The organism is Bradyrhizobium sp. LHD-71 (genome assembly GCF_031157255.1).
Taxonomy (GTDB): domain Bacteria; phylum Pseudomonadota; class Alphaproteobacteria; order Rhizobiales; family Xanthobacteraceae; genus P52-10.
In genome coordinates this window covers 210,376-237,157 of the sequence record NZ_JAVIFX010000001.1, presented here as the reverse complement: position 1 = coordinate 237,157, position 26,782 = coordinate 210,376, and the positions used below count along the sequence as shown (strand labels likewise).

The following is a 26,782-nucleotide window of genomic DNA, read 5'->3' as shown; positions in this document are numbered from 1 at the left end:
TCACGGTAGGGGGACGGGATTGCCAAAGGGTTAACCGGACCTTGCACCCGAATCAGACCTTTGATGTAAGGTTTATGTTGTGCGTCGCACAACATTCATTGACAATTTTGTGCACTGCACTATAATGAGATCATTGATGGGGAGGTCGGGCCTGCGCCGCCGGATCAAGGCGGCTTTGGGCGTCACATTTTTTGTTAACAGCTCAGGGAAAAGGAATCACAAATGTTCAAGGTTGAAGAGTTCCAGAACTACGGCAAAGAGCAATTCGATGCCGCTGTTGCCTCTGCGGGGACGTGCACCAAGAACCTGCAGGCGATCGCCGCCGCCTACACCGATTATGCGAAGAAGTCGTTTGAGGAGGGCAGTGCCTTCCTGGAAAAGCTCGCTGGCGTTCGTTCGTTGGATAAGGTGATCGAAGTGCAGACCGACTATGCGAGGACCGCGTACGAGACCTTCGTCGCCGAAAGCACCAAGATCGGCGATCTGTACAAGGATCTTGCCAAGGAAACTTACAAGCCGTTCGAGACGTTCGGAAAGCCGCAAAAGGCGGCATGACGGAGCCCAGTTCCGGATTCCGGACGCTCCAATAAGGTTGCTGAGCCCGGCGTGAGCCGGGCTTTTTTTGTTGTCTTGACGGCGTGCGAGGGGGAGACTGATCACTTCGAGACCAAGCGAAGCTAGGTCGCAACAAAAGCCAGAAGGTGAAAACGGCGACTGATCTTGCGAGTGCTGCCAATGAACGACGCGTCCTCGATCCGCATCGCACGGCCGATGCAACTCTTCGAAACCGCTCTCGTGATCGATTACTTTCTGAACGCGACGCCGGAATATCTGAACAGTCTCGGTGTCGATCCGAAGCTCGTACCGGAACGGGCGCTGTGGATCGCACGCTTCGAGCAGCAGTTTGCTTTGCCGGTCGAGGAACGAAAAGTCCTGCTGGTGCTATGGGAACTGGATGACAAGCCTGTCGGCTTCTCGTCGTCGGACAAGATCAGGTTCGGCGAGGAGGCGCATATGCACCTGCACATCTTCAACCCCGAACGCAGGCTCCGCGGTAACGGCACGGCTTTCGTGCGCCAGACGGCAAAAATCTATCTCGAGACGTTGAAGCTCAAGCGGCTATTCTGCGAACCTTATGCGCTCAACGTCGCGCCGAACAGGACGCTGCAGGCCGCAGGATTCAAATACATCAAGACGTACGAGACGACGCCCGGGCTGATGAATTTCCGTCAGCCGGTGACGCAATGGATGCTCGAGCGCGAGGCGGTGCTTTAGCACCCAACGATCCGGGGCAGTCATGGTGGGTGAGATCGCCCGCAGCCCGGATATCCGCCCGCCAGATAGCTCGGCGATGCGGAACGAGCGCTGGACCTCGCCGCGAGCTTGCCTGTGAGCTGACGCACCAATCCGTCCGTGACTTGAAGGATTCTGTAACCAGATCCGCTATTTCGCGCCGGGTCCAGGGTTGGCCGCTGCGCGTGCCCGCTAACAGCACCTAACAACTCATAACGGGCGTTTGCAGCCATCTTCGCCTAGGTGTCGAGGCACCAAGTCCGCATTCACCGAGGAGAATGGTGATGCGCGCGACGTACCGAACCCGGCCGCACGCCAAGGCCACGCGCGACAACGTCGATATCGCAATCAATCCTGCCTGAGTGGAGCCGAGTCCAATGCATTCGAATCAAGGAGAGCCACCGATGGATGCGAGCGCAATGTCAGAGCAAATCAATCATCGTCGACGTCGCTTTTTCGGCATTGCCGCCGCGACCTTCGCTCTCGCGCAACTCGGAGTGATCAGGTCGACCAGTGCGCAGGCCGCCAGCACGTCCGCGCCGAAGCTGCCCGCCGTCCGACCGGGAACGCATACGTCCTTCAGCACACTGAAGCAGGTCGATGCCGGCGTCCTGAACGTCGGGTACGCTGAAGTCGGTCCTGCTGACGGGCCTGCCGTCATCCTGCTGCACGGCTGGCCTTACGACATCTATAGCTATGTCGACGTCGCTCCGCTGCTGGCTTCCGCTGGATACCGGGTGATCATCCCGTATTTGCGCGGCTACGGCACGACGCGCTTCCTTTCAAATGCGACACCCCGAAACGGCCAGCAGGCGGCGCTCGCGACTGACATCGTCGCGCTGATGGATGCTCTCAGGATCGAGAAGGCAACCATCGCCGGTTATGACTGGGGCGCGCGGACAGCCGACATCATCGCGGCGCTCTGGCCGGAGCGCTGCAAGGCCTTGGTGTCCGTGAGCGGCTATCTGATCGGCAGCCAGGAAGGCAACAAGGTGCCGCTGCCGCCGAAGGCGGAGCTCGAATGGTGGTACCAGTACTACTTCGCCACCGAGCGCGGCCGCGCTGGCTATGACAAATACCGACATGATTTTTCGAAACTCATCTGGCGGCTGGCTTCGCCAAAGTGGCATTTTGACGATGCCACGTTCGACCGTAGCGCAAAGGCTTTCGATAATCCTGATCACGTCGACATCGTGATCCATAATTATCGCTGGCGGCTCAGCCTGGCTGAGGGCGAGCCGAAATTCGACGATCTGGAAAAGCGGCTTGCTCAGGGGCCGGTCATCTCGGTGCCCACCATCACCCTTGAAGGCGATGCCAACGGTGCGCCGCACCCGGACGCCAGTGTCTACGCCAAGAAATTCTCGGGCAAGTATGCACACCGCGTCATCAAGGGCGGTATCGGGCACAATCTGCCTCAGGAAGCGCCGCGCGAGTTCGCTCAGGCCGTCATCGATGCTGATCGCTTTTGATCAAGAGCCGGAGGAACTCGATGATGAGATCGCTCTATCTCCTGCTGTCTGCAGCCGCCGGGGTCTCGGCCGCGTTGGCCATGATGGTTGTCGCCGAAAGCAAGGCAAGCGCTGAAGCGGCGTCGCCGATCTATGGAGTCACAATCCCGGAGGGATATCGCCAATGGGAGTTGATTGGAGTGGCCCAGGAAGCGGAGCCGCTGAACGAGCTCCGCGCCGTCCTCGGAAACGCCACAGCGATCAAAGCCTATCGTGAGGGGACGCTGCCGTTTCCGGATGGAACCGTTCTCGCAAAGCTTGCCTGGAAACATGTGCAATCGCCTGAATTCGAACCTGCCTCTGTTCCAGGTGCGGCCACGACCATCCAGATCATGGTCAAGGATTCGAAGAAATATGCGGCCACCGGCGGCTGGGGGTTCGGCAGATTTGTCGACGGCAAGCCCGTCGACGAGGCGCAGCATCAAACCTGCTTTGCGTGCCACGAGGCGCGGGTGAAAGGACACGACTACGTCTTCACGCGGTTCGCGCCTTAGCGCAATCAGGTCCCGACTTGCCGTTGCTGAAGGCGTGATGAGTTTAGGTTGAACGCCGATACGACAAAACGCTCGGCGTCCTCCTCGCGGAGGCGGGGATCCATATTCCAGAGCGACAGTGATCTAGCCTCGGACGCTCTGGAATATCGGCCCCCGCCTCCGCGGGGGCGACACCGAGACTGTGATTGCGACGAGACCAACCTGATTTCCAGGTCGTGAAAAGGGCGTCAGTTCGTGATGCCCTTTTCCTTAAAGTACTTCAGCGCGCCGGGATGGAACGGGATCGGCGACTTCGACTGCTTCTGGTTGTCAAGGGAGAAGCTCTCCGCTTCCTTGTGCACGGCGACCAGATCGGCCTTCTTCTCCACCAGCGTCTTGACGATGTTGTAGGCCTCGTCGTTGCTCATCTTGTCGCCGGTGACGATGATGTTCCAGACTTCGGCGATCGCGTTGTCCTTGTCATAGCCCGGATAGGATCCCTTCGGGATCGTGCCCATCGCATAGAGATCGCCATACTTCGCATTCATCTTTGCGACAGCGTCCGCGTGATCGATCATCTTGATCTTGACGCCGGGCGTCGCGGCGAGGTCCGTCACTGCAGCCGTCGGAATGCCGCCGACCCAGAAGAACGCATCGATCTTCTTGTCCTTCACCGCGTTCACAGACTCGGCCACACCGAGCCGCTCACGCTTCATGTCTTTGTCCTTGTCGAGGCCGGCGGCCTCGATCACGCGGAAAGCCATGACCTCGGTGGCGCTGCCCGGCGAGCCGGTCGACACGCGCTTGCCTTTCAGGTCGGACATCTTCTCGATGCCGCTCCCTTCGACCGTCACCACATGCATGCGGTTTGGATAGACAACCAGAAGCGTCTGCAACGGTACCTTGCCGCCTTTGAACTTGTCCTCCCCCTTCAGCGCATCGAGCGCGGCATCGGCCATGGTGAAGCCGAGTTCACTCCGACCAGCGCCGATCAGCTTGAGATTGTCGACCGAGCCGCCGGTCACCTCGGCGGTAGCCTGCACGTTCGGCAGGTTCTTCGACAGCACGTTGGCGACCGCGCCGCCGAGCGGATAGTAGACGCCACCGGTGCCGCCGGTGCCGATCGCTATCGTCTTTTGCTGCGCATGCACGATGCCGGCGCAGGCAAGGCCGGCCGCGGCAACCACCGTCAGCGCAGCTGCGGTTCTAAAAACTCTGTTCGACATCGTTCACTCCCATTACGTCGTGACCGCCGGCTGTGTCGGCGTTCTTGCTTGCCACAGTACCACGCCGAGCCCGATCAGGACGCCTGGTACAAAAGTATAACTGATGTCGCGCCCGACGATGAGTTCGATGATCGCCTCGATCAATGCGGGAAACACCAGCAGCAGCCCCGATAGCACAAGCAGCGCGCGTTCAAGCGTGGTATTTTTTCGCAGCACCCAGTTCTGTGCGGCGGCAGCCAATGCCAGCAGGCCGAGTGTCGTCTTGGCGGTGATGAGCAGGATGTCGATCCAGGATCCGTCCTTCGGAATCTTCAGCAGCAGGCCGACGCCTTGCGGATCGACCACGAACACGAACGGCACGAGGAAGGCGGGAAGGGTGTATTTCCAGGATTGCAGCGTGGTCCTGTAGGGATCGCCGCCGGTGATCGCAGCGGCTGCGAACGGCGAGAGCGCCGTCGGCGGCGACACCTCGGACAGCACAGCATAGTAGAAAATGAACATGTGCGCAGCGAAATCCGGAACGCCGAGCTTGGTCAGCGCAGGCGCTGCGATCACCGCGCAGATGATGTAGGAGGCCGTCACCGGGACCGCGAGCCCGATGATCCAGACGATCAGCGCCGTGTAGGCGGCCGTCAGCAGCAGGCTGCCTCCGGCATAGGTGATGACGATCGACGAAAATTTCAGCCCGAGACCGGTCAGAGTGACGACGCCGACGACGATGCCGGCGCAGGCGCACGTCGTCGCCGCGTTCAACGCGCCAATCGAGCCGTCGGCCATCGCGCGCACCAGCTTCTTCGGTACCAGCGCGGTTTCGGGGCGAAGGAAGCTCAGCGCGAAAGTCGTAAGTGTGGCGTAGAACACCGACAGCGACGCGGAATATCCGAACAGCATGAAGATGACGACGGCGAGCAGCGAGACGAAGTGGAAGCCATAGCGCCGCGTCATCTGGCCGAGCGTCATGTCGAGGTGGAGCGACACGTCGTGCGCGCCGAACCGCCGCGCATCGAGCTCCACCATGATGAGCAGCGACAGGTAGTAGAGGCAGGTCGGAATGATCGCCATCTGAATCACTTCGAGATAGCCGATCTTCAAAAACTCGGCGATCAGGAAGGCTGCGGCACCCAGCACGGGCGGAGACAGGATCGCGCCGAGCCCGCCGGCGGCAAGGAGTCCGCCGGCAGCGTTCTTCTCGAAGCCCGCCTTTTCCAGCATCGGATAGGCGACGGTGCCGATCATTACCGTGGTGGCGACGCCCGAACCGGATGGGCCGCCCAGCAGGAACGACGACAGCACAACAGTGCGTCCGGCGCTGTTCGGCTTGCCGCCCATGAGCGCCAGCGAGAAATCGATGAAGAACTTTCCCGCACCCGACTGGTGCAGGAACGCGCCATAGATCGTGAACAGAATGATCAGGGTCGCCGACACGTCGACCGCGACGCCGAAAACTCCTTCGAGGGTGATGAACAGGTGTCCGACCAGGCGCGCAAGGTCGTAGCCACGATGCGTCCAGGGCGCAGGAAGGTAGGGTCCCAACATCGCATAGGCGATGAACACGATGGCGACCACGGGCATGATCGGGCCGGTGGTGCGCCGTGTGGCTTCCAGCAATAGCACGATGAAAACGACGCCGACGGCGATATCCCAGCGCTCGGGAACAGCCGCGCGATCGGTGAAGTCCTCGCCGCCCCATAGCGCATAGGCGATGGTGGCGACTGCAAGGAGACCCGGGATGATATCCCACCACCGTACGCGGTTGCGGAAGCGTGCGGCCAGCGGGAACAGGAGGAAGCTTAACACCAGGGTAAAGGCGACGTGGGTGTAGCGCAGCTCCTGCGTTGGCACGATCGCGTAGGCGGCATAAAGGTGGAAGAGGGTCATCGCCACGGCAATGGCGGTCACCGCCGTTCCGGCCCAGCCGGACAGGCGATTTGTCGCGCCTTCCTCCGCCTCGACAAACTGCTCCGCCTTGCGCAGCGCGTCGTCCGAAACTGTAACAATCTCGTCTTGCGCCGGCACGTCCTTCGCCGGCGTATCGTTTGATGACATGCGTGTCCCCCGGGGGCTGCAGCGGCCGCGTTGTTCTCGGGCCTTCAGGCAGCGGTTTCGCTCGTTGCCGGAAAGTGCCCTGGCGGCTCGTTTCAGCGCGGCGTATCGAGACGGATTTATCGAGCGATGGCAAGCATTTATTGCGCGAAATTCGCTCAATTAATGTTGGGCTTGACGTGGCCGATTTGAGGGCGGCGGGCGCAAGCTCCGCTTCAGGTCCAGCGCTCCCGGTCTTCGCGGTCCTCGGCCGTCATCAGCGTCGTGGTGTAGACGTAGGTCGACGAGCAGAGGTCGTAGCGGCGGCTCAGCGCGTCGCGCACGGCTTGTTCCTTTTCGCCTTGGGGGATCTTCGAGCGCTCCCACATGGCAAGGTCAGGCCGGCGCGTCAGCAACAGGCTGCGCACGACGTCGGGCTGGGAGACATCCTCGACCTTCCAGAGGCCGATCACTTGCGAGTCGTAGGACGATTCGAAGCCGGGCCACGCTTGCGCGCAGAGATCGAGAAACTCCTGCCAGTTCTGCCTCGGCGTCTCGAACCAGCGAAAAGCGAAATTTCCTTGTCGTCTGGGCGGTGTGTCGCTGAGGGGGCGCAGCGTCGGCGTCATCGCCGTGACGTCCTGGGTGCGAACGCTGTTCGTCGGTCCGAGCAGATCCATAAAGGCGGCCTGGCCAGCGCCGGCTTCGCCCCACACGGTGATGGCGTTGAGGGTGTCGCGCGGTTGGCCGATCTGGCTTCGCCAGATGCCGTAAAGCAGGCCGTCCGCGGCCTCGATCGCCGGCGCCTTGGCGACCAGTGCCTTGCCGACGGCATTCCATGCCATTGGCTCGCAGTCGATGCGATGGTGCAGATAGTGGGTGCGGACCGTTGTCATGCCTCGTCTCGAAAGTTCGTCGCAGCAGACCTTGCACAGCTACATTTGTCTTCGCAAGCGAGCCGGCTTAAGAACTGTATGCCGCGGGAACCCGCGGGGCGCCGCGCGGGTTGATCGGCTGCCGCAGGGGATTGCGGGTCAAGGGGACAGCCAATGGCTACTGAAGCGACATTGAATGCGACATTGAACTCCTGGGCGCCGCGTGTTCTGAGCGTGCTGCGCATCGTGACAGGTCTCGAACTGATGCAACACGGCACCGCGAAGTTCCTCGGCTTCCCGGTCGTGCCGGCGCTCGCGAATGCGTCGGTGACGTCGTTGTCGGGCATGGCCGGTGTGCTGGAATTGATCGGCGGGGCGCTGTTTACGATCGGTCTGTTCACACGGCCTGTCGCGTTCGTCCTGTCGGGCCTGCTGGCGGCCGCCTATTTCATCGCGCATGCCACCCGAGGCTTCTTTCCGATCGTCAATAGCGGCGAACTTGCGGTGCTGTACTGCTTCGTCTTCTTCTACTTCGTGTTCGCAGGGCCCGGTCCCTGGAGCGTCGACGCGGCCATGCGCCGGGACAGCTAAGGGCGCGTCTCCTCGTCTGGTGTCAATGTGCCGGCAATGACGTCAGCAATCCAGACGGCCTCTGCGGATGAGGCTCAGGAAAGCCATGGCGTTCTGAGAGTGCAGCAAGAATCCTGTCCTTGTCCGAGATGAAAGCTCGGCCTTTGTACGTGTTTGTCTGATGTGCAGATGTCGCGCCTGACACCAGGACCAGCAAGGGCAGGGACTGGCTCTCCTCTCCGACGAGATCAATGACCTCCTGTCTCGGGCGGCCCATGCGACCCGCACCACATCAAGGTCTCGGCTGAGTTCGGGGAACAGGGTCAGGACACCTTCGATGAGCGCGCAATGCCATCAGTAGAACCGCCGGGATGGAGCAGGAAGAGCTTATCGCGGTTCATTGTAACCCCGATCACGCCGCCGGTCGTACGTGAAGCAAAAGGCAGTTCGCAGGAAAGCTTCCCTGACCGCATCGGGGGCAGTCCTAGTGTCGTGGATCAGAAATTCGCACCATCATTGCCGCGAGTCCATCGTGCGAATTTCTGATCCATAAACGACACTAGAATCGTAAGCTTGCTAGTGTCCTGATCGAATCCGAAGTTCGCTCTGAGCTCGCTGCAAAGTATGGCGAACCTCGGATTCGGGACACTAGCTCCGGCGCGGCTCTTGGACCGCGAGCGCCTCGCGCACCGATGCGCGCTCGCTCATGCGGCGGCGATGCTCGGCGACCTTGGGGAATTTCGCCGGGTCGATGCCATCGCCTTCAATCCACCGTGCGACGGTGAAGAGATAGGGATCGCAGATCGAGTAGCTTTCGCCCAGCACCCACGGGCCTTTGAACATAATCTGCTCCACGAGCGAGAAGCAGTCGCCGACTGTCTGTGGCACCTTGCGCTCCATGTCGGCGAAGGACGACGGCTCGTCGGCCCAGCGATAGCCGCGCCGACGGTGGGCGTGCGCAACATGCAGCGTCGAACAGAGGTAGCTGTTGAATGCCTGCGCCTGCGCGAATTGATAGGGATCGGTCGGCGCAAGCTTTGCCTGCGGCCAGCTCTGGGCGATGAAAGCCAGGATCGCCGGCGTCTCGGTCAGCACGCCACGGTCAGTGACCAGCGAGGGCACGCGCGCCTTCGGATTGATGGCGAGGTATTCCGGCTTGCGCTGCTCTTCCTTCTCGAAGCTGACGAACACCGCTTCGTGGACGGCGCCCGCGTCGATCAGGGCGATATGGGAGGCGAGTGCGCAGGTCTGCGGAGCGAAATAGAACTTGAGCATGACGGGCCTGATCTTGATCGAGGGAAGGGCGGCCTAATCTTACGCGTCACGCCCGTGCTTGTCGCGGGCCTCCACGTTCGCAAAATTGTCTCCGTTCATAGTCCCCGGATCACGCCGATCACCTTGGTCTCGGCCAAGAGCTTCGCGTCGTGCTTGGCCCAGGCGGCTGTGCGTTGCTCGGGCGTGAACAGGCCGCGCTTCTCGGCGAGGATCATCCAGGCAAACCCCCACCAGTCGGACACATAGCCGCCGTTGTTGTAGTCGGCGAGGTCGTAGCCGTTCTCCAGCGCGAATTCGTACGCGGTCTTCTTTGTCAGGTTGTCGAGGAAGGCGTGGTCCTCCACCGAGAGCGAGTCGTCGTGGAAGTCGTCGCACGTATAGGCCCACATGGCGCGGCAGACGGCGTTGAATTCGCGATCGATCTCGTCGTCATCGCCCCACAGGTGCAGCCGCTCCAACTCGCGGCAATATTCGCAGAGCCGCACGACTGCGGAAAAATCACGAGCGATTTCAGACATCTTGCCCCACCCATCAGGAATTCAGGGCCGAGTATCCTACGTGAGTCGTTGAAAAAGTGTTCGAGTTTTGTTCTGGCGTTGCCTGGAATTCATAGCGGGTCGCGGCGGCAGTCAAAATTCTAGTTGCGAATGCTTCTCATTATCATTATCAATCTTCGCGAACTGGCCGGGCTTGGATCATTGGGGTCGCCGGCTGCGGGGACCGTCGCGTGAGCGGCCGGTGTTGGGGATCGCTGTCGATGCGTGGGCTGACTGTTGTCGATGTGGGAAACGTCAATGGTCTGCCGCCGGCTTTGCGCCGGGCGCTCGTTTCGACCGCAACCGTCCTTGTGCTGACGTCGTCCGCCTTCGGGCAGGGCGATCCGCCGCCGGGCGTGTCTCCGCAGCCGACGATCGCGACCAGCCTGCCAGAGGATGGCGACCCGTTCGGTGCGCGGCGCTGGCTTGCAGAGCGCGGCATCACCTTCGGCCTAATCCACACCACCGAGGTCTTGTCGAACGTCGCAGGCGGGGTCCGGCGCCGCACCATCTTCGATGGGAAGCTCGAAGCCATGATCGGCGTTGATCTCGGCCGGCTCGCAGGGCTCGACGGCTTGAGCTTCTACGCCAACGCCTTTCAGCTTCACGGCAGCAAGGGCCCAAATCGCAACCTGATCGGCGGCTTGAACACGGTCAGCAACATCGAGGCGCTGCCGGCGACGCGGCTCTCGGAGCTCTGGCTCGAACAGCAGCTGTTCGGCGGCATGGCGAGCCTGCGCGCCGGCCAGCTGGTGGTCGACACCGAATTCCTGTTCAGCCAGTATTTCGGCTTCTTCATCTCAAGCGATTGGCCAACCAACCCGAAAGCCGGCATTCCGAGTGCTGGGCCGGCATACCCGCTATCGACGCCGGGCGTGCGGCTGAAGCTAGACCCGACGCCGCAGACCACCGCGCTGCTCGCCGTATTCAACGGCGATCCAGCCGGCGCGTGCGGGTTCGAACCCGAGCAATGCAACCGCCACGGCCTGAACTTTCGCGTCAACGATCCGCCGTTCGTGATCGGCGAACTGCAGTATCGCTATAACCAGGAGCCGACGGCGAAAGGCCTCGCCGGCGGCATCCGCTTCGGCGGCTGGCACCACTTCGACCGGTTCGATCACCTGCGCTTCGACATCAACGGGTTTTCGCTCGCAAGCCCGCTCAGCGTCGGCATTGCGCGTCGCGTGCACGGCAATGACGGGATTTATGCAGTGCTCGATCAGCAGCTCTACCGGCCGCCGGGCGGCGACGCCAATTCAGGCGTCTTGCTGTTCGCGCGCGCCGCCTGGAGCCCGCCGGATCGCAACCTCGTCGATTTCTATCTCGATGGCGGCATCATCTTCGCAGGCCTGATCCCGCAGCGTCCCGCCGACGCGTTCGGCGCATCGTTTCTCTACGCGCATGTTTCAAAGCATGCGCGCGCGTTCGATCACGACGCGCGACTTTTCACCGGCTTGCCGACGCCACTGCGCGACTACGAGCTGTCGTTCGATCTGTCCTATTCCGCGAGCATCGCGCCGGGCTGGACCGTGCAGCCAAACCTGCAGTTCGTGTTCCATCCCGGCGGGCACGTTGCCGGCGACGCGTCACCCACCGAGCCTGTCAGGAACGCCGTGATCGTCGGGATACGCTCAACCATGCGCTATTGAAGTCAGCGCCTTGCGCGGTCAGGGCTCAGGCGAGCGTCCCAAAGAAGCGCGGTGGGACTGACACGTCCGCTCTCGATCCGGGTCGCGAACTGGGATCCTTGCAATCGTTCGGCTGCTCGATAACAGGCTGCACGTAAGCCCTCGCATAAAGATGCATGGCGAACAGCGGCATTGTGAACAACAATGCGATCAGGGTCATCGCAGCGATCTTCACTTCGAACTACTCCTTCGCTTGGCTCGCGCCCGAGGATTTGCAATGGCATCGCGGCTCTTACGATCGATGAAGGGCGCGGCTGAGCACTGCGCTCCGGCGCGTCTTGCAGATCGGGTCCTTGGGCGATTTCTGCGACCAGCTTTTTGGTGATGGCCTCACCAAACGACTCGAAGTTCTTCGCAGCGATCACGAAGGCACCGGGCCCGCCGATGACGTTGTCGCGATAGTAGGCTTCCAGCCCGCCAGGGGGATTGGTGTGGTCGGAATCCCATAGCTGTGGGTTCTCTGTCAGGATGACGAGCCCGTTGATCGTGATACCCTTGGCCAGTGCCGCATCGCGGGCGACGGTCACGTCGCGGCCGGAATTGTTGTTGCCATCGCCAGATACGTCGATCGTTCGCCGATTGGATTCAAAAGGGGCATTATCGAAGCGGGTTGCTGCGAAATCGATTGCGCCGCTGATGGACGTGCGGTCCGCGAAGGAGCGGGGCGCTTCCAGGAGCTGGTCGCCGAAGCGGCGTGCAGACGCCTTGTCGCTGATAAGCGTCCAGTCGATCACGACCTTCTGTGAATCCGCACCGGACCATTCGACAAAGGCCAATGCAATCCGCTGGTGAGTGCCGGAAACGATGGCATTTAACACGTTCGGATTCGAGATCGCGGCAGCGTAGCCCTCGCGCTGAAGCTGGAACTTCTGCTGGTCGACGCTGCGCGAAACATCCGCTGCCAGCACCAGCAGCATATCGACCGGCTCGCCGGCTTTCGCCGACGACAGGTGGACCGCCATCGCAAGAACAAGTGCGATCAATGCAGATCGAACAGCTCGAACCAACTTGCGAACTCCGCTGCCGGTTTCGAGGAAAAGCATAGCGATCCCCGGCCGACCCGACGATCACAATTCTGATTGCATATACATGAGTATAATTTTCGGAATGTCCGCCCGTAGAGGCGCATTGGTCGCTTGACACGTTCGATTTTGGGGCGCATTCCCCGCGCGGCCTTCCGGTTCCGGAGCCATTTCTCGATCAAACGAAGCAGGTAATGGACAGCTACCCTAGTCGCTGTCCGGCAGAGACGCGAAACTTCTGTCGGACACTCAACCCGTCAACCAGGATTGCTCCCGGCATCACCCGCCGGGCGAGTGCCGGCTGGGCCAGATAAAGGTCTGTCCGCTTCGCCTCCCGGGTCCTGCAGGGGACATTTCCGGGAGGTAAGCCATGAACAAGAACATCGTCTTTCTTCGCGAGAATGTCGCGGCGCCCGCGTCACGTTCCGAGCGGGCGAACACCTTCAAAACAAGAACTACCGCCGTTCTCCCCATGGAGGGGCGACCGCGAGCGCCGGTACGCCGCGCGCTCGTTGCCGGCTGGCACACGAACCCGACAAGCGGACGGCTCGAGTGCCGTTGGACCGAAGCCGCGGCAACCGACGATGGCGACAGTTTGCGCCGCGCCGCGTAACCCAGCTCAACCGATGTTGCGCTTGCAGGTATCCGCAGGGCGCAAGCGCGCACGGCTCATGTCGCCGGGCAGGGCGAGTATCGGTCTCGATTGCCGCGAGGCTTGCCATGGTCTTTCTTCCTGACGATCGTCCGGCGCTCGGCGCCGTCGCCGCGCTCGTGCGCGCTCGCATGCGACCGAATGTCTATGACCTGGCCGCGTTCTCCCTCATTGCGGCCCTGGTCATCCTTGCCGCGCACGGGGCGGCCGGCATGGGTGACTCGCTCGACGCGTTGTCGCGCGAACCTGTCTCGCTGGACGTTGCCGGGCTTCCCGAATATGCGCTGCGCACGACATTGCGCATGTTCGCGGCGATCTTCGCCTCACTGTTGTTCACTTTCGTCGTGGCGGCGCTCGCAGCCAAGAGCCGTCGTGCCGAACTGATCATCATCCCTGCGCTTGACATCCTGCAGTCGGTGCCGGTGCTCGGCTTCCTCACCTTTACCGTCACCTTCTTCATGGGACTTTTTCCAGGAAGTGAACTCGGCGCTGAATGCGCGTCGATCTTCGCAATCTTCACGAGTCAGGCATGGAACATGGCCTTCTCGTTCTACCAGTCGCTGAAAACTGTGCCGCGCGATCTCGATGAGGCGAGCCGCAGCTTCGGGCTTTCGGCTTGGCAACGGTTCTGGCGGTTGGAGGCACCGTTTGCTGCACCGGGACTCATCTGGAACACGATGATGTCGATGTCGGGCGGCTGGTTCTTCGTTGTCGCTTCCGAGGCCATCACGGTCGGCAGCACGACAGTCCAGCTTCCCGGGATCGGCTCCTATCTCGCCCTTGCCATCGACCAGCAGGATTTCGCCGCCGTGGGGTGGGCTGTCCTGGCGATGGCGTTTGTCATCCTTCTCTACGATCAGCTCCTGTTCCGGCCGGTCGTGGCGTGGGCGGACAAGTTTCGCGCCGAGCAGACCGCCAGTCAGCAAAAGCCGCGGTCCTGGATGTACGGTCTCATCCGGCGGACCTCGCTAGTGAAGCACCTGCTGGCGCCGTTCGGCTGGATCTGGCAACGCCTCCTGATGTTGCGGCTTGGCGCACGCATGCCCAGGTTGGCAACGGCGCGGAGCAGGCGCACGTCATCGTCCGTTGATTATCTCTGGCTCGCAGTCGTCGTCGCTGTAACGGCGTGTGGGGCCTGGCTTGTCATCGACTATGTGCGCCAGACGTTGTCATGGCGTGACGCGTTCGAGGCCTTCGGAGGCGGCTTGGCCACGCTTTCACGCGTCGTGATTCTGATCGCGGTCGCGAGCCTGATCTGGGTTCCCATCGGAGTGTGGATCGGACTGAGGCCGGTTGTCGCCGAGCGTGTTCAGCCGCTGGCGCAGTTCCTCGCTGCTTTCCCGGCCAATGTGCTGTTTCCCTTCGCGGTGATGGGGATCGTCGCAACGGGCGTCGATCCCAACATCTGGCTCTCGCCGCTCATGGTGCTCGGGACGCAGTGGTACATCCTCTTCAACGTCATCGCGGGCGCGAGTGCGTTTCCGAGCGACCTTCGGGAGGCGGCGGCGATCTATCACCTGCGGTCCTGGACCTGGTGGCGCAAAGTCATTCTGCCGGGCATCTTTCCCTACTATGTCACGGGCGCGCTGACTGCCTCCGGCGGCTCCTGGAACGCCAGCATCGTGGCGGAGGTCGCAAGCTGGGGTGACACCAGGCTCCAAGCCTATGGCCTCGGCGCCTACATCGCCAAGGCGACCGCAGCCGGAGACTTTCCGCGCGTCGTGCTGGGCATTGGCGTCATGTCGCTGTTCGTCACGCTGTTCAACCGCATGCTCTGGCGTCCGCTCTATGTGTTCGCCGAGCGCCGCCTGCGTCTGAACTGACCAACCATGCGGAGGAATGCCATGGACGCCGCCCGCTCTGTCAACGATGTGCCTCTCATCTCGGTGCAAGGCGTATGTCAAACCTACGACAAGGGAGCTTCGGGTCGGCTCGTCGTTCTCGATAACGTCGACCTGACTCTTCGGCCGGGCGAAATCGTCGGTTTGCTTGGCCGCTCGGGAAGCGGCAAGTCGACGCTCCTGCGCGCGATCGCGGGTCTCATTCGGCCGAGCGATGGCAGGATTGCGTTCGAGGGCGCGCCGGTGACGGGCCCGCCCGCCGGCATGGCGCTGGTGTTCCAAAGCTTTGCGCTCTTCCCCTGGCTGACCGTTCTGCAGAACGTCGAGCTGGGGCTAGAAGCTCGCGGGCTCGCACCCGCCGAACGCCGCCGGCCGGCGTTGGCTGCGATCGACCTGATCGGCCTCGATGGTTACGAGAGTGCCTATCCCAAGGAGCTCTCCGGCGGCATGCGTCAGCGGGTCGGGCTGGCGCGGGCGCTGGTCGTGCATCCCAAGGTCCTGCTGATGGACGAGCCGTTCTCGGCCCTGGACGTCCTGACGGCCGAGACCTTGCGCACCGATCTGCTCGACCTGTGGGCGGAAGGACGCATGCCGATGCAGTCGATCCTGATGGTCACCCACAACATCGAAGAGGCGGTGTTGATGTGCGATCGCATTCTCATCTTTGGATCCAACCCTGGGCGTGTCGTCGCCGAAATCCGGATCGAGCTGCCGCAGCCGCGCAATCGCCTCGACCCTGCGTTTCGAAAACTTGTGGACGACGTCTATGCGCGGATGACGATGAAATCGGGTACGCCGGCGCGCGATGGTTTCTTTCCCGGCACGGGCATCGCCATGGTTCTGCCGCGCGTGTCGTCCAACCGGCTTGCCGGGCTGATCGAAACCGTGGCGGCTGAACCCTACCGCGGACACGCCGATCTGCCGCCGCTCGCAGCAGGTCTGCAGCTCGAGGTCGACGACCTCTTTCCGATCGCAGAGACTTTGCAGCTCCTGCGATTTGCAGAGCTGGAGGAGGGCGATATCCGCCTGACGGCCGCCGGTATGCGCTTTGCAACGAGCGATGTCGACGAACGCAAGCGCCTGTTTGCCCAGCAACTGGCAACCTATGTTCCGCTTGCCGCGCACATCCGCCGTGTTCTCGACGAGCGGTCGAGTCATCAGGCCCCGGCGCGGCGTTTTCGGGATGAACTCGAGGACCATATGTCGGAAGACTACGCAGCCGAGACCGTGAAGGCCGTCACCAGCTGGGCACGCTATGCCGAGTACTTCGCCTATGACGAAGAGGCCGACGTATTCACGCTTGAGAACCCGGCTTGATGCGACCTAAGGGGAGGTGAGATCACGTGCGATCCAGCCGGCATTTCTGGGCGACGTCTCCGTCGATGATCCCGCCGATCACCACGGCCTTACTGGCTGCGGCGATCTTCGTTGCGGATACTGCGACCGATCTGGAGATCGCCGTTGCTGTCTTCTATGTCGCTGTCGTGCTGCTATCCTTGAATTTCTGTCGCACACGCGGTGTTTGGCTGGTCTTTGCGGGATGCGTGGCGCTAACGGTCCTGAGCTTCGCTCTGACGCGCACCGGTTCGCTACAGTCCGGGTTGATCAACTGCATCATCAGCATTTCAGCTATCGGGGCCACGACCTATCTGGCTCTGAAAATCGAATCAGCGAAGGCCGCGGTGCACGAAGCTCGCGCGCAGCTAGCGCACGTCGCTCGCGTGACGACTCTGGGCGAACTGACGGCATCCATAGGCCATGAGGTCAATCAACCGATCACCGGTGTCGTCACCAGCGGCAACGCCTGTTTGCGCTGGCTGTCGGCTCAGCCTCCCAATCTCGAAAAGGCCAAGCAGGCCGTCGAACGAATGCTCAGGGACGCAAATCGAGCGAGCGACATTATCGGCCGGATTCGCGGTCTCGCGAAGAGAGCGCCACCGGAGGAGCGAAAATGGCTCAGTATAAATGACGTGATACTGGAGACGCTCGCCCTGACGCGCAGCGAAATCGAAAAGAGCGGCATTTCGCTGCAAATGCAGCTTGCAGAGGATATACCGTTGGCGTTGGCAGATCGCATTCAACTGCAGCAAGTGATCCTGAATTTGACCATCAATGCCATCGAAGCCATGAGTGCCGACGGGCCGCGACAATTGTTGATCAGAACCGTGAGGGACGGGACCGGCAGTGCCATCGTAGCGATTCACGACTCCGGTGGCGGGCTGGAAGCAGGAAAAATTGCACGACTTTTCGATGCCTTTTACACGACCAAGCGAGAGGGCATGGGTCTTGGATTAACGATCAGCCGTTCGATTGTCGAAATGCATGGCGGACGATTGTGGGCGGAAACAGGGACCCCGCGCGGTGCCGTCTTTCAGTTCACGCTTCCGATTGAAGGAAAGACAGTGGCATGAACCAGGGAGCTGCCATTGCCCAGGGTGAGCGGCCGCTGGTGTTCGTCATTGATGACGATCCCTCCGTACGCGACGCCCTGGAAGACCTCCTCGCGTCGGTTGGACTGGAGGGACGATCCTTTGCTTCGACTGACGACTTCTTGCAGGGCGAGCGTCCCGACGTCCCGGCGTGCCTTGTCCTCGATATCCGGATGCCGGGTATGAGCGGCCTCGACCTTCAACGCGAGTTGGCCAGACTGAACATCGATATACCGATCGTCTTCATTACCGCCCATGGCGATATTCCGATGACCGTGCGAGCGATGAAGGGTGGCGCGATCGAGTTCCTGACCAAGCCGTTTCGCGATCAAGAGTTGCTCGATGCGATCCAGCTTGGAATCGAACATGACCGCGTCAGACGCCAGGAAGCGGCGGCCATGGCCGATCTTCGGCTGCGATCTGCTGAGCTGACGGAGGGTGAACGAAAGGTCATGGCGCTTGTCGTCACTGGTCTTCTCAACAAGCAGATCGCGGCGGAACTTGGCTTGAGCGAGATTACGGTGAAGGTCAGACGCGGTCGCATTATGCGGAAGATGCGGGCGAAATCCTTGGCTGAACTTGTCCGACTGGCCGATAGGCTCAAGAGCGTCGTCAGGACTGGTTAGCCAGCACCTGTCGGGATGCGGATGGTCGAGAGCTCGTCGCGGCCGGGATGCAGGCGACTTCGAACGGAGTCGGTAAGCGCGGCTAGTGATATACGGCCGTATAGCGTCGCTATCCCCTTGCGCTCCTGACCTTCAGCGCGTCCAGGAGTATTGGTTGCCAGCAAGGCGCGGCGAGTGGGTCGACATTGATCATGGCAGGGCAAGATGCCAACGCAAGCGGTCATCTCTATCGTCGACGACGATCAATCGGTACGCGAAGCGACCGTCGATCTCATGAATTCGCTCGGTTTCGGCGTCGAAGCATTTCCAGACGGAGAGACATTTCTTAAATCCGACGCGCTCCGGAGCACAAGATGCTTGATTGCCGACGTTCAAATGCCTGGCATCGGTGGCCTCGAACTCTACGCGCGCCTGATTGCATCCGGCCACGCCATTCCAATGATCCTGATCACCGCTTATCCGGACGAGGGAGTCAAAGCGCAGGCACTGAAGTCTGGATTGATTGCCTATCTGACGAAGCCGTTCAGCGAGGAGGATCTGATCAGCCGTATCGATGCCGCGCTTGAAGTCGCTCTTTAGCACTGTCGTTAGCGCTGCTGTCGTTTCAACAACCAGCGAAGCGCTGGCGCGCAGTGTGGATCCAGGCAAGGCATCCCGTTTCGAGCCATGATCCCGGTCGGAGTGGATGATGCGTTAAGTCAAAACTCCGCGTGGAAGCGTCCCGTAAAAATGGAAACTGGGCCACGATCGGCGTTGTAGGCCGGGTTTGTGATGAACTGGTAGTCGGCGGTCAACGCGGCCCCGGTCCACAGCCCGATCGAGTAAAAGGTCTCGAAGATGCGCTCATGAGCGTAGTTCAGCCGGCCGTCGCCGATCAGGAGGCCTGTGGCGCCCGCCGCCAGGAACTCGCGGTGGGCTTGCGAAAGCCCGTTCACGGCGCCGCCGATACCCCACGTATCCATCGGACGGCCCCAATGGCTTCCCTTGATCGACAGGCCGCCTGAAATGCTGCGGTCGATGTCGGTGAACGACAGGATCTCGTTGCGGCCGTCGTTCCAGCTCGCACGGGCGAACAAACCGACGTCAGTTATGATCTGCTGTTCGAGGTTGGCGTAGACGCCGTACTTGGAGCGGTCGCGCCGGTTGGCGACTTTGATGTCGTCGATGTCGAGTTCGGGTTCGATGGCGGCAAGCGCCACCGTTTCGCGGTAATTCGCCGTATTGCCGCGGTTTGCGAATACGCCGACGCGCAGCTTGCCCGGTTGGCCGAAGATCGTGTGGCGTTCCTCAAACTCGACGACGACGCCTCCCGTGTCGAAGGTGAGCACGTCGCTGTTCGGCGCTGATGGCACCTGGAACGCGCCAGCCCGAATGGCCCAGTCCTTGCGATTGAGCTCGATGACGGCGCCTCTCGTCATGCCCGGCAGGTCGGCCGGAAAATCCCATCCCGCCGCAGCCCACATCGACCAGTTGAGAAAATCGACGCGTGGGTCTTTGGCGTAAGAATTGCCGTCGAAGAAATCGCCCACGGCAAAGCGCCCGATGTTGATGGTGATGCGATCGACGTCGCGCTTTCCCGGCAGCTGATTGATGGCATCTGCGACCGTTTCCTGCTCGCCGCCAAGGCCGAACGTCTGCCGAAAGAAATAGCGCTGAGGTCTGAACTTCGGATACTCCGCGCCGCCCTTCTGCGCTTCGCCGTTGGAGAAGCCGGCGAGGCCCAGCGAGTTGCCGATGCCGAACCCTTGCGCAAGCTCGGGTCCGAAATAGAGTTCGCCACCTTCCCACAGGCGCCATCCGAGGAATGCGCCGACGGTCCAGGTCTCGCGGCCGCGTCCTCCGCCGGGCAGGCTGTTGGGCCCCTGATAGGGGGAGCGGAACGACGGGTACCCTTGAGCGATCAGCGTCGTCTGGCCGTGGACGTTCCAGTCACCTCCCTCGGGCAATGTCAGCGGGCGTATCGTCTGACCGTCCGCGGCGCGCGCATCCCAGATCTTGTAGTTCAGCCCGAGGCGAACGGTGTGGATGTCAGGTGCGACGCGCACGTCCGGCAGAGCGAGGTCGGCCAGCCCATAGGTCTGCACCCCGAAATTCAAATAGGTGTATTCGAGCTTGGCCGACCAGCCATCTCGCAGCGCGACCTCGACGCCGGTGCCGACGGCCCAACCGAGATGTGTGCGGCTGCGCCTCACGAGCGGTTCGCCCGTGGCATCGTTGAGGTCGACATGTGTCCCGGCGAACGCAAGCCCGCCGGTGATGTAAGGAAGCAGCGTCCCGAACGCGTAGCCGATCCGGCCGCGCGCCGTGCCGAAATAATCGAATGTCGTATTGAATGGCGCCGGCTGCAGCGGAGGACGGTCGAGCGGGCTCGTGAACGAGATATCGGCCTCGAGCCCAAAGATGACATTGCTCGAGAGCTGCCAGTTGTAGCCGGCCTGATAGCCGCCGATCATGCCGGTGAGGCTGTGCGGAAAAAAGACGCCCTGGCTGGGCAGCGGCTGTGTGTCGCGACCGAAGGTGCCCGCGCCGTAGCCGACGTGCCCGCCAAGATAAAGGCCCTGCCATCCAAAGCTGGGCGAGGGGGCTCTCATGGCGTCGGCGGCAAGCGCGGGGCCTGTTCCCAAGGCGCTCAGGATCAAGCATTTGATCCCGATTTCGGACACTGCGTTCTTCATCCGATGCCACATCCCCAAGCGCGGTCTATCGGCGCCGATATCCGATGATCATAACAAACCTGTTGCGAGCCTGTCGCACGGCGAGCGGCGCCATCCCCAGACCGATTACATTCCGCTGCCCCCGGCCTGCCGCCAGTGCGTCAGAGCCGGGGCCGTCATCTGAACAGCTTCAGGCTAGCTACTACGGCGACGAGCCGCGCTCACTGTTCACATTCGCAGCGGGGCGGTCAAAGCTGCTGCAGCATAAGGACGGTATACGGTCGTATATTTGCGGTGGGTTGTGCGGGTGTGCGTGGACCGTGCGGCGCTCGCATTTCGGGCGGCAAGAGAAGCCCGGGAATGCCAGGTCTCGGCTCCACGGAGGAGCCGGTATCGCTTGATTGCTTCACGTCGTCACTTTGCGACGCGTAGCTTCGCAAGCTCCTTGAAGATGTTCTGGAACTTCACTGTCATCTGCGACGCCTGGGTGATGTGGCTGAAGTAGTTCGGATTGTCTGGCTCGCTGGCACAGTTCTTCGTCACTGTCGATACGGGATCGCGATCGGTTGCGACCTGGATCGCAAAGATCTTGATGCCTTGCGCGCGCGCGTTGGTGCAAAGAAGCGCTTGCCGAGCGTCGACCCGTGTCGAATGATTTCGTCCGTCGCCATCGTAGCGGTTCTCGGTGTTCAGACCGTCGGTAAGCAGGATGATCACGTCCTGATACACGTAGGTCGAATCCTTGGAAGGTGTCGGGAATGGGCCCGCGTTTGCGTGGGTGAGCCACGCCCAGAACATGCCGATCCCCTGATTGGTGCTGCCGTTCGGCCGCATGGCGCTGATCTTGTCGAGCAGCGTCTGTTTCGAGGCTTTCACCGAAGTCATGCCGATCATGGCAGTCGGACAGGCCTCGGACTGCCAAGCGGGGATCATGGTGGCTGTGACTGCAGGATCCGGCGGCGTGTTGGTGGTGTCGAAATCCTGGTCGCGATCCATCACGCAACCATTCCAATCGGTGTGAGGAGCAGTGACCGTATTCCAAGTTCCCCCGTTGTCCTCACACTTCCGCTTCGTCGTGTATTGCGACTTGGTGCAGACTTTCTTCTTGTTGTCGTTGTCCCATTCGGTCCAGCGGATCCAGTTCGCATCCTTCTTGTCAGTGCCGATGTTCACATCTCTAGCGAACGGCACGATCGAGATGTAGACGTCCTCGTTTGTGGTCGCCATGTCGTAGAAGTCGCCGATCAGCTTGTTGGCGGCCTTCTTCAGTTCCTCCATCTTGCTGGCGCTGGACATCGAGCCGGTGTTGTCGAGCGCCAGAGCGATGCGATAGCGGATGTTACCCCACTTGGTGGTGGAGGCGACATTGATCGGCATGTCGGTTATACTGGCAAACTTCATGAAGTCGGTCTGCACCGAGCCCGACGCGATCACCTCGACGCTGGCGCCGTTGCCTGCGTTGGGGGTGTAGGTGGCGTTGAAGCTGACGTCAGCGACTTCGGAATGCGTATAGAGTGCGTTGAAGTAGGCATGCGCCTTGGTGGTGATCTCCTCCGGGTTGAGGCTCGACGCCTCCTTGGAGATCATCAGCGCCGTGGCGTCGACCGCCGCCTGCATCGCCGAGCGAGCATTGACCGCCCGGCTGTAATCGATCGCCGCGCCGACGGCGGTCAGCAGAACCGGCAGCGTGACAGCGAACATCATCGCCACATTGCCCCGCTCACTGCGGACAAAACGGGCGCAAACGCCCCCCAAACCATTCACAATCCGCTGGAGCGTCATAGCTGCACCTAGTCGTCGGCAATGGAACCGATCGGTAGGTTTCAGGCGTGAAGGGGTGGTAAATCCGATAGCCGAATTGAGTAAATGGCGACGTGTTTTTTGGCTCGAATGCAATCTTCAATGAATATCGCCAACGGATCCTGAACGGGGGCCGACCCTTTTGTGGCCCGGCGTCCCGTTTCCATTAACTGAGGATTGCGATTGCCCGAGCGCAAAAACAGGGCGATCGGCCGGCAGAGATGGCCCGTTGCGGCCGGCCCGCCGCGAACCCATATGGAAAATTAGAGGATTTCAACCGCGAGGGGGCCCCTCCTTACACTGCCAAAGGCCACTCTCGCTCTGGAATCCGGGGTGTACGGACTTTATGATGGCCAGGGGATGGGCCTCATTGGGTTCGTCGCAACTGCTCGTCAAGGGGATGCTTCGCTTTTCTGCCATGGTCCAGACGTTCGCCTCGCTCCGTTCTGCAAAACCCAAGATCTCATCGGCGGAAATGCCCCAGATGAGCAACGACGAGGGCCGGCCCGGCACGCCGGGCGGTCCGGGAACGTCCGTCATCACCAAGGTCAAGCCGAAGACGAAACGGCCGAGCCTGTACCGCGTCCTTATCCTGAACGACGACTACACGCCGATGGAGTTCGTCGTTCATGTCATCGAGCGGTTCTTCCACAAGGATGTGGAGACGGCGACCAAGATTATGCTCCACGTCCATCAGCACGGGATCGGCGAGTGCGGTATTTTTACATACGAGGTCGCCGAGACCAAAGTGACGCAGGTCATGGATTTTGCGCGCAAGCATCAACATCCTTTGCAATGCGTTATGGAAAAGAAGTAGCCTGAAGCACGACGCCGAAAAGCGTTTTGTTTCAATCAGCGCATGGAACCTCTGGGGCCATGTCACACTTGAAATTGGCGGGGGCCAAAAGGGACTCGAATGCCGACTTTCTCCCAGAGCCTAGAACAATCCCTGCACCGTGCGCTGGCGATCGCCAACGAACGTCATCACCAGTATGCCACGCTGGAACACCTCCTGCTGTCGTTGCTCGACGACAGTGACGCTGCGGCCGTGATGCGCGCCTGCAATGTCGATCTCGACAAGCTGCGCGGGAGCCTGGTCAACTATCTTGAGACCGAATTCGAAAACCTGGTCGTCGACGGTGGCGAGGACTCGAAGCCGACCGCCGGCTTTCAGCGCGTGATCCAGCGCGCAGTAATCCACGTGCAATCCTCCGGCCGCGAGGAGGTGACCGGCGCCAACGTGCTGGTGGCGATCTTCGCCGAGCGCGAGAGCCATGCGGCCTACTTCCTGCAGGAGCAGGACATGACCCGTTACGACGCGGTCAACTATATCAGCCACGGCATTGCCAAGCGGCCGGGCGCGTCTGAAGCACGCCCCGTGCGCGGCACCGAGGAAGAGAACGAAAGCAAGCCGGGCGAGGACGCCAAGAAGAAGGGCGACGCGCTCGAAGCTTATTGCATCAACCTCAACAAGAAGGCGCGCGAGGGCAAGATCGACCCGGTGATCGGCCGCAACGCCGAGATCAACCGCGCGATCCAGATCCTCTGCCGCCGGCAGAAGAACAATCCGCTGTTCGTCGGCGACGCCGGCGTCGGCAAGACCGCGATCGCCGAAGGCATCGCCAAGCGCATCGTCGATTCGGAAGTGCCGGATGTGCTCTCCGCAGCCACGGTGTTCTCGCTCGACATGGGCACGCTGCTGGCGGGCACCCGCTATCGCGGCGACTTCGAGGAGCGGCTGAAGCAGGTGATCAAGGAACTGGAAGCGCATCCGAATGCGATCCTGTTCATCGACGAGATCCACACGGTGATCGGCGCAGGTGCGACCTCGGGCGGGGCGATGGACGCCTCGAACCTGCTCAAGCCCGCGCTCGCCTCAGGCTCGATCCGCTGCATGGGCTCGACGACCTATAAGGAGTATCGCCAGCACTTCGAGAAGGACCGCGCACTGGTGCGCCGGTTCCAGAAGATCGACGTCAATGAGCCGACGGTCGAGGATGCGATCGCCATCCTGAAGGGGCTGAAGCCCTACTTCGAGGATTACCACAAGCTGAAATACACCAACGAGGCGGTGGAGGCGGCGGTGCAGCTCTCCTCGCGCTACATCCATGACCGCAAGCTGCCCGACAAGGCGATCGACGTGATCGACGAGTCCGGCGCGGCGCAGATGCTGTTGCCGGAGAACAAGCGCAAGAAGACCATCGGCATCAAGGAGATCGAGACCACCATCGCGACGATGGCGCGAATTCCGCCGAAGAGCGTTTCGAAGAATGACGCCGAGGTGCTGAAGCACCTGGAGCAGACCTTGAAGCGCGCGGTGTTCGGCCAGGACAAGGCGATCGAGGCGCTGTCCGCGTCGATCAAGTTGGCCCGCGCGGGCCTTCGTGAGCCGGAGAAGCCGATCGGCTGCTATCTGTTCTCCGGACCGACCGGCGTCGGCAAGACCGAAGTCGCCAAGCAACTGGCGAGCTCGCTCGGTGTCGAGCTCCTGCGTTTCGACATGTCGGAATACATGGAGCGGCACACGGTATCGCGGCTGATCGGCGCACCTCCGGGCTATGTCGGCTTCGATCAGGGCGGCCTTCTGACCGATGGCGTGGACCAGCATCCGCACTGCGTGGTGCTGCTCGACGAGATCGAGAAGGCGCACCCTGACCTGTACAACGTGCTGCTGCAGATCATGGATCACGGCAAGCTCACCGACCACAACGGCAAGCAGGTGAACTTCCGAAACGTCATCCTGATCATGACGACCAATGCGGGCGCCGCCGACCTGGCGCGGCAGGCGTTTGGCTTCACTCGCAACAAGCGGGAAGGCGACGACGCGGAGGCGATCAGCCGGCAGTTCGCGCCGGAGTTCCGTAACCGGCTCGACGCGATTGTCTCGTTCGCCCACCTCAACACCGACGTGATCGGCATGGTGGTGGAGAAGTTCGTGCTGCAACTCGAGGCGCAGCTCGCCGACCGCGACGTGACCATCGAGCTGTCGGAACCGGCCAAGGCCTGGCTGATCGACCGCGGTTACGACCAGCAGATGGGCGCGCGGCCGATGGCCCGGGTGATCCAGGAATACGTCAAGAAGCCGCTCGCCGACGAGGTGCTGTTCGGCAAGCTGAAGGGCGGCGGACACGTGCGCGTCGTCGTGGTCAAGGACGAAGAGAAGAACGAGGACAAGCTCGGCTTCGAGTTCGTCGAGGGCCCGGTGACGCCGAAGCCCGAGAAGCTGCCCGGCGCAAGAAAGCGCGCCGCACCGAAGAAGCCGAAGGGCGATGGCCCATCGGGAGGCACGAAGGGACCGCTGGTGAAGGCCTGACGCTCTCTAGTATTGCTTATACCGTAACGGCCGGCAGTCTGCGCGACTGCCGGCCGTTTCGTTTGCGGCTCAGACTATCGGGCTCGGCCGGCAGGGCTCGTGCGACCGGGTGCGGCAGCAGAGATTGGGCTGCCGTGGCTAGCTGGTCGCCCTGAGCGGATTGATGACTTCGATGCCCTCGAAATCCTTTTCGTTGGCGGTAACGACAACGCAGTCATTTGCCTCGGCGATTGCGGCGATGATGGTATCGAGGGCGCTGCGGGGACGTCCACGCGCTGTACCGTCGGCCATCAGCTTGGCCCATGCGAGGCCGGCTTTCTCATCGAAGGGAAGCACACGGCCCGCAAACAGCGCTTGCGGACCTTCGGGGCCGGAAAACCATGCTTCGAGCTCGCGCCGGCGCTTGCCGGCCGGCTTTTCAAGCACGCCGCGGCAAATCTCCGCCACGGTCAGTGAGGAAATGTAAAGGTCCTGGTCCGTCTGCTCAGCCATCCACGCCAGAAGCGCCGCGGAGGGTGTCGGCTTGGTGACGTTGCTGATGATGTTCGTATCGAGCAGGAGGCGCATCAGATGTCGACCTTGCGCCCTTCTTCATGTGGGCGTTTCAGGTCGAGATCGGCGCCGACAAGCGGAGAACGTCGAAGCGCGGCGAGAATGCCACCTTTGCGGGGAGGCTCGCGGGCAATCGACTTCCTGACAGTGGCACGTAGCTCCGATGCCTCAGGCGTGTCTTCCGCCAGTCGCCTTGCCAGGGATCGGATCAGATCGCGATCAGCGTTGCGGCCTAAAACCTCAAAGCGCGCCAGCCCGCGCTTGCCGAGACGAGATCGGTAGTTCTCGATAGCGCGTCGCTGAGCTTTGCTGATGGCTGCCTCCTGATATATCCAGTAATATAACCAGCGAATGTCCTTTCGGCAAGGTTCAAAGGCTCGGGAACGTGGCTGCACGTATCGAGCGCGGGGAAGGTCGCGCTCAC

24 protein-coding genes and 1 pseudogene are annotated in these 26,782 nt (G+C 61.5%); 14 read left to right on the top strand and 11 right to left on the bottom strand.

Annotated features, from left to right (window positions below; genetic code table 11):
* The first annotated feature begins 222 nt into the window (after positions 1 to 222).
* The 4 genes from RCO31_RS01165 to RCO31_RS01150 all read left to right on the top strand — a co-directional run bounded on the left by RCO31_RS01165 (position 223) and on the right by RCO31_RS01150 (position 3,298).
* Positions 223 to 555: a phasin family protein gene (locus RCO31_RS01165; protein ID WP_308966334.1), complete on the top strand. Its 333-nt coding sequence runs from the start codon at positions 223 to 225 to the stop codon at positions 553 to 555.
* Between the two features lie 180 nt (positions 556 to 735).
* The gene (locus RCO31_RS01160) at positions 736 to 1,275 is read left to right on the top strand and encodes a GNAT family protein (RefSeq protein WP_308966333.1); all 540 of its coding nucleotides are present in this window, start codon (positions 736 to 738) and stop codon (positions 1,273 to 1,275) included.
* A gap of 437 nt (positions 1,276 to 1,712) precedes the next feature.
* Positions 1,713 to 2,765: an alpha/beta hydrolase gene (locus tag RCO31_RS01155; protein ID WP_308966332.1), complete on the top strand. Its 1,053-nt coding sequence runs from the start codon at positions 1,713 to 1,715 to the stop codon at positions 2,763 to 2,765.
* A 23-nt stretch (positions 2,766 to 2,788) separates the two neighbouring features.
* Complete coding sequence (locus tag RCO31_RS01150) at positions 2,789 to 3,298, top strand: cytochrome P460 family protein (RefSeq protein ID WP_308966385.1); 510 nt, start codon at positions 2,789 to 2,791, stop codon at positions 3,296 to 3,298.
* Between the two features lie 227 nt (positions 3,299 to 3,525).
* Here RCO31_RS01150 and RCO31_RS01145 read toward each other — a convergent pair whose 3' ends face one another.
* The 3 genes from RCO31_RS01145 to RCO31_RS01135 form a co-directional block, all read right to left on the bottom strand.
* The gene (locus RCO31_RS01145; RefSeq protein ID WP_308966331.1) at positions 3,526 to 4,503 is read right to left on the bottom strand and encodes a TAXI family TRAP transporter solute-binding subunit; all 978 of its coding nucleotides are present in this window, start codon (positions 4,501 to 4,503) and stop codon (positions 3,526 to 3,528) included.
* A gap of 12 nt (positions 4,504 to 4,515) precedes the next feature.
* Entirely contained in the window at positions 4,516 to 6,549 is a 2,034-nt protein-coding gene (locus tag RCO31_RS01140; protein ID WP_308966330.1) for a TRAP transporter fused permease subunit, read from the bottom strand.
* 212 nt (positions 6,550 to 6,761) lie between these two features.
* On the bottom strand, positions 6,762 to 7,421 hold the full coding sequence (locus tag RCO31_RS01135) for a hypothetical protein (RefSeq protein ID WP_308966329.1): 660 nt from the start codon (positions 7,419 to 7,421) through the stop codon (positions 6,762 to 6,764).
* A gap of 153 nt (positions 7,422 to 7,574) precedes the next feature.
* Here RCO31_RS01135 and RCO31_RS01130 point away from each other — a divergent pair, with 153 nt between their 5' ends.
* Positions 7,575 to 7,991 (top strand): DoxX family protein, encoded by a 417-nt coding sequence (locus RCO31_RS01130; protein ID WP_308966328.1) that lies wholly within the window; start codon positions 7,575 to 7,577, stop codon positions 7,989 to 7,991.
* A 22-nt stretch (positions 7,992 to 8,013) separates the two neighbouring features.
* On the opposite strand, the pseudogene RCO31_RS01125 reads toward RCO31_RS01130, so the two are convergent.
* The 3 genes and pseudogenes from RCO31_RS01125 to RCO31_RS01115 all read right to left on the bottom strand — a co-directional run.
* Positions 8,014 to 8,345: pseudogene (locus tag RCO31_RS01125) on the bottom strand (DUF3088 domain-containing protein); the annotation flags it as partial.
* 273 nt (positions 8,346 to 8,618) lie between these two features.
* On the bottom strand, positions 8,619 to 9,245 hold the full coding sequence (locus RCO31_RS01120; protein WP_308966327.1) for a glutathione S-transferase: 627 nt from the start codon (positions 9,243 to 9,245) through the stop codon (positions 8,619 to 8,621).
* A gap of 95 nt (positions 9,246 to 9,340) precedes the next feature.
* Positions 9,341 to 9,763, bottom strand: a complete 423-nt coding sequence (locus tag RCO31_RS01115) for a hypothetical protein (RefSeq protein ID WP_308966326.1) — start codon at positions 9,761 to 9,763, stop codon at positions 9,341 to 9,343.
* A gap of 239 nt (positions 9,764 to 10,002) precedes the next feature.
* On the opposite strand from RCO31_RS01115, the gene RCO31_RS01110 reads away from it, so the two are divergent.
* Complete coding sequence (locus tag RCO31_RS01110; protein WP_308966325.1) at positions 10,003 to 11,430, top strand: carbohydrate porin; 1,428 nt, start codon at positions 10,003 to 10,005, stop codon at positions 11,428 to 11,430.
* A 2-nt stretch (positions 11,431 to 11,432) separates the two neighbouring features.
* On the opposite strand, the gene RCO31_RS01105 is transcribed toward RCO31_RS01110, so the two are convergent.
* Entirely contained in the window at positions 11,433 to 12,512 is a 1,080-nt protein-coding gene (locus RCO31_RS01105; protein ID WP_308966324.1) for a DUF1194 domain-containing protein, read from the bottom strand.
* Positions 12,513 to 12,861: 349 nt separating this feature from the next.
* On the opposite strand from RCO31_RS01105, the gene RCO31_RS01100 reads away from it, so the two are divergent.
* The 6 genes from RCO31_RS01100 to RCO31_RS01075 all read left to right on the top strand — a co-directional run bounded on the left by RCO31_RS01100 (position 12,862) and on the right by RCO31_RS01075 (position 18,618).
* Complete coding sequence (locus RCO31_RS01100; protein ID WP_308966323.1) at positions 12,862 to 13,104, top strand: hypothetical protein; 243 nt, start codon at positions 12,862 to 12,864, stop codon at positions 13,102 to 13,104.
* 107 nt (positions 13,105 to 13,211) lie between these two features.
* Positions 13,212 to 14,966, top strand: a complete 1,755-nt coding sequence (locus RCO31_RS01095) for an ABC transporter permease subunit (protein WP_308966322.1) — start codon at positions 13,212 to 13,214, stop codon at positions 14,964 to 14,966.
* 21 nt (positions 14,967 to 14,987) lie between these two features.
* Entirely contained in the window at positions 14,988 to 16,301 is a 1,314-nt protein-coding gene (locus RCO31_RS01090) for a nitrate/sulfonate/bicarbonate ABC transporter ATP-binding protein (protein WP_308966321.1), read from the top strand.
* A gap of 65 nt (positions 16,302 to 16,366) precedes the next feature.
* Positions 16,367 to 17,395, top strand: a complete 1,029-nt coding sequence (locus RCO31_RS01085) for an ATP-binding protein (protein ID WP_308966320.1) — start codon at positions 16,367 to 16,369, stop codon at positions 17,393 to 17,395.
* Positions 17,392 to 18,039 (top strand): response regulator transcription factor, encoded by a 648-nt coding sequence (locus RCO31_RS01080; RefSeq protein WP_308966319.1) that lies wholly within the window; start codon positions 17,392 to 17,394, stop codon positions 18,037 to 18,039. The genes RCO31_RS01085 and RCO31_RS01080 overlap by 4 nt, the downstream gene beginning before the upstream one ends.
* Positions 18,040 to 18,243: 204 nt before the next feature.
* A complete protein-coding gene (locus RCO31_RS01075) occupies positions 18,244 to 18,618 on the top strand; it encodes a response regulator (protein WP_308966318.1) in 375 nt (124 codons plus the stop codon).
* Between the two features lie 119 nt (positions 18,619 to 18,737).
* Here RCO31_RS01075 and RCO31_RS01070 read toward each other — a convergent pair whose 3' ends face one another.
* Together RCO31_RS01070 and RCO31_RS01065 are read right to left on the bottom strand one after the other, a co-directional pair.
* Positions 18,738 to 20,714, bottom strand: coding sequence for a carbohydrate porin (locus RCO31_RS01070; RefSeq protein WP_374991401.1), 1,977 nt, complete (start codon positions 20,712 to 20,714; stop codon positions 18,738 to 18,740).
* Between the two features lie 393 nt (positions 20,715 to 21,107).
* Complete coding sequence (locus tag RCO31_RS01065; RefSeq protein WP_308966317.1) at positions 21,108 to 22,397, bottom strand: pilus assembly protein; 1,290 nt, start codon at positions 22,395 to 22,397, stop codon at positions 21,108 to 21,110.
* A 580-nt stretch (positions 22,398 to 22,977) separates the two neighbouring features.
* Between RCO31_RS01065 and clpS the strand changes: the two genes are divergently transcribed.
* Entirely contained in the window at positions 22,978 to 23,310 is a 333-nt protein-coding gene (clpS, locus tag RCO31_RS01060; RefSeq protein ID WP_308966316.1) for an ATP-dependent Clp protease adapter ClpS, read from the top strand.
* A gap of 99 nt (positions 23,311 to 23,409) precedes the next feature.
* Entirely contained in the window at positions 23,410 to 25,806 is a 2,397-nt protein-coding gene (clpA, locus tag RCO31_RS01055; protein ID WP_308966315.1) for an ATP-dependent Clp protease ATP-binding subunit ClpA, read from the top strand.
* Between the two features lie 138 nt (positions 25,807 to 25,944).
* On the opposite strand, the gene RCO31_RS01050 is transcribed toward clpA, so the two are convergent.
* Together RCO31_RS01050 and RCO31_RS01045 are read right to left on the bottom strand one after the other, a co-directional pair.
* Complete coding sequence (locus RCO31_RS01050) at positions 25,945 to 26,373, bottom strand: PIN domain-containing protein (protein ID WP_308966314.1); 429 nt, start codon at positions 26,371 to 26,373, stop codon at positions 25,945 to 25,947.
* The gene (locus tag RCO31_RS01045) at positions 26,373 to 26,672 is read right to left on the bottom strand and encodes a hypothetical protein (protein ID WP_308966383.1); all 300 of its coding nucleotides are present in this window, start codon (positions 26,670 to 26,672) and stop codon (positions 26,373 to 26,375) included. Before RCO31_RS01045 ends, RCO31_RS01050 begins: the two co-directional genes overlap by 1 nt.
* Positions 26,673 to 26,782 lie beyond the last annotated feature (110 nt).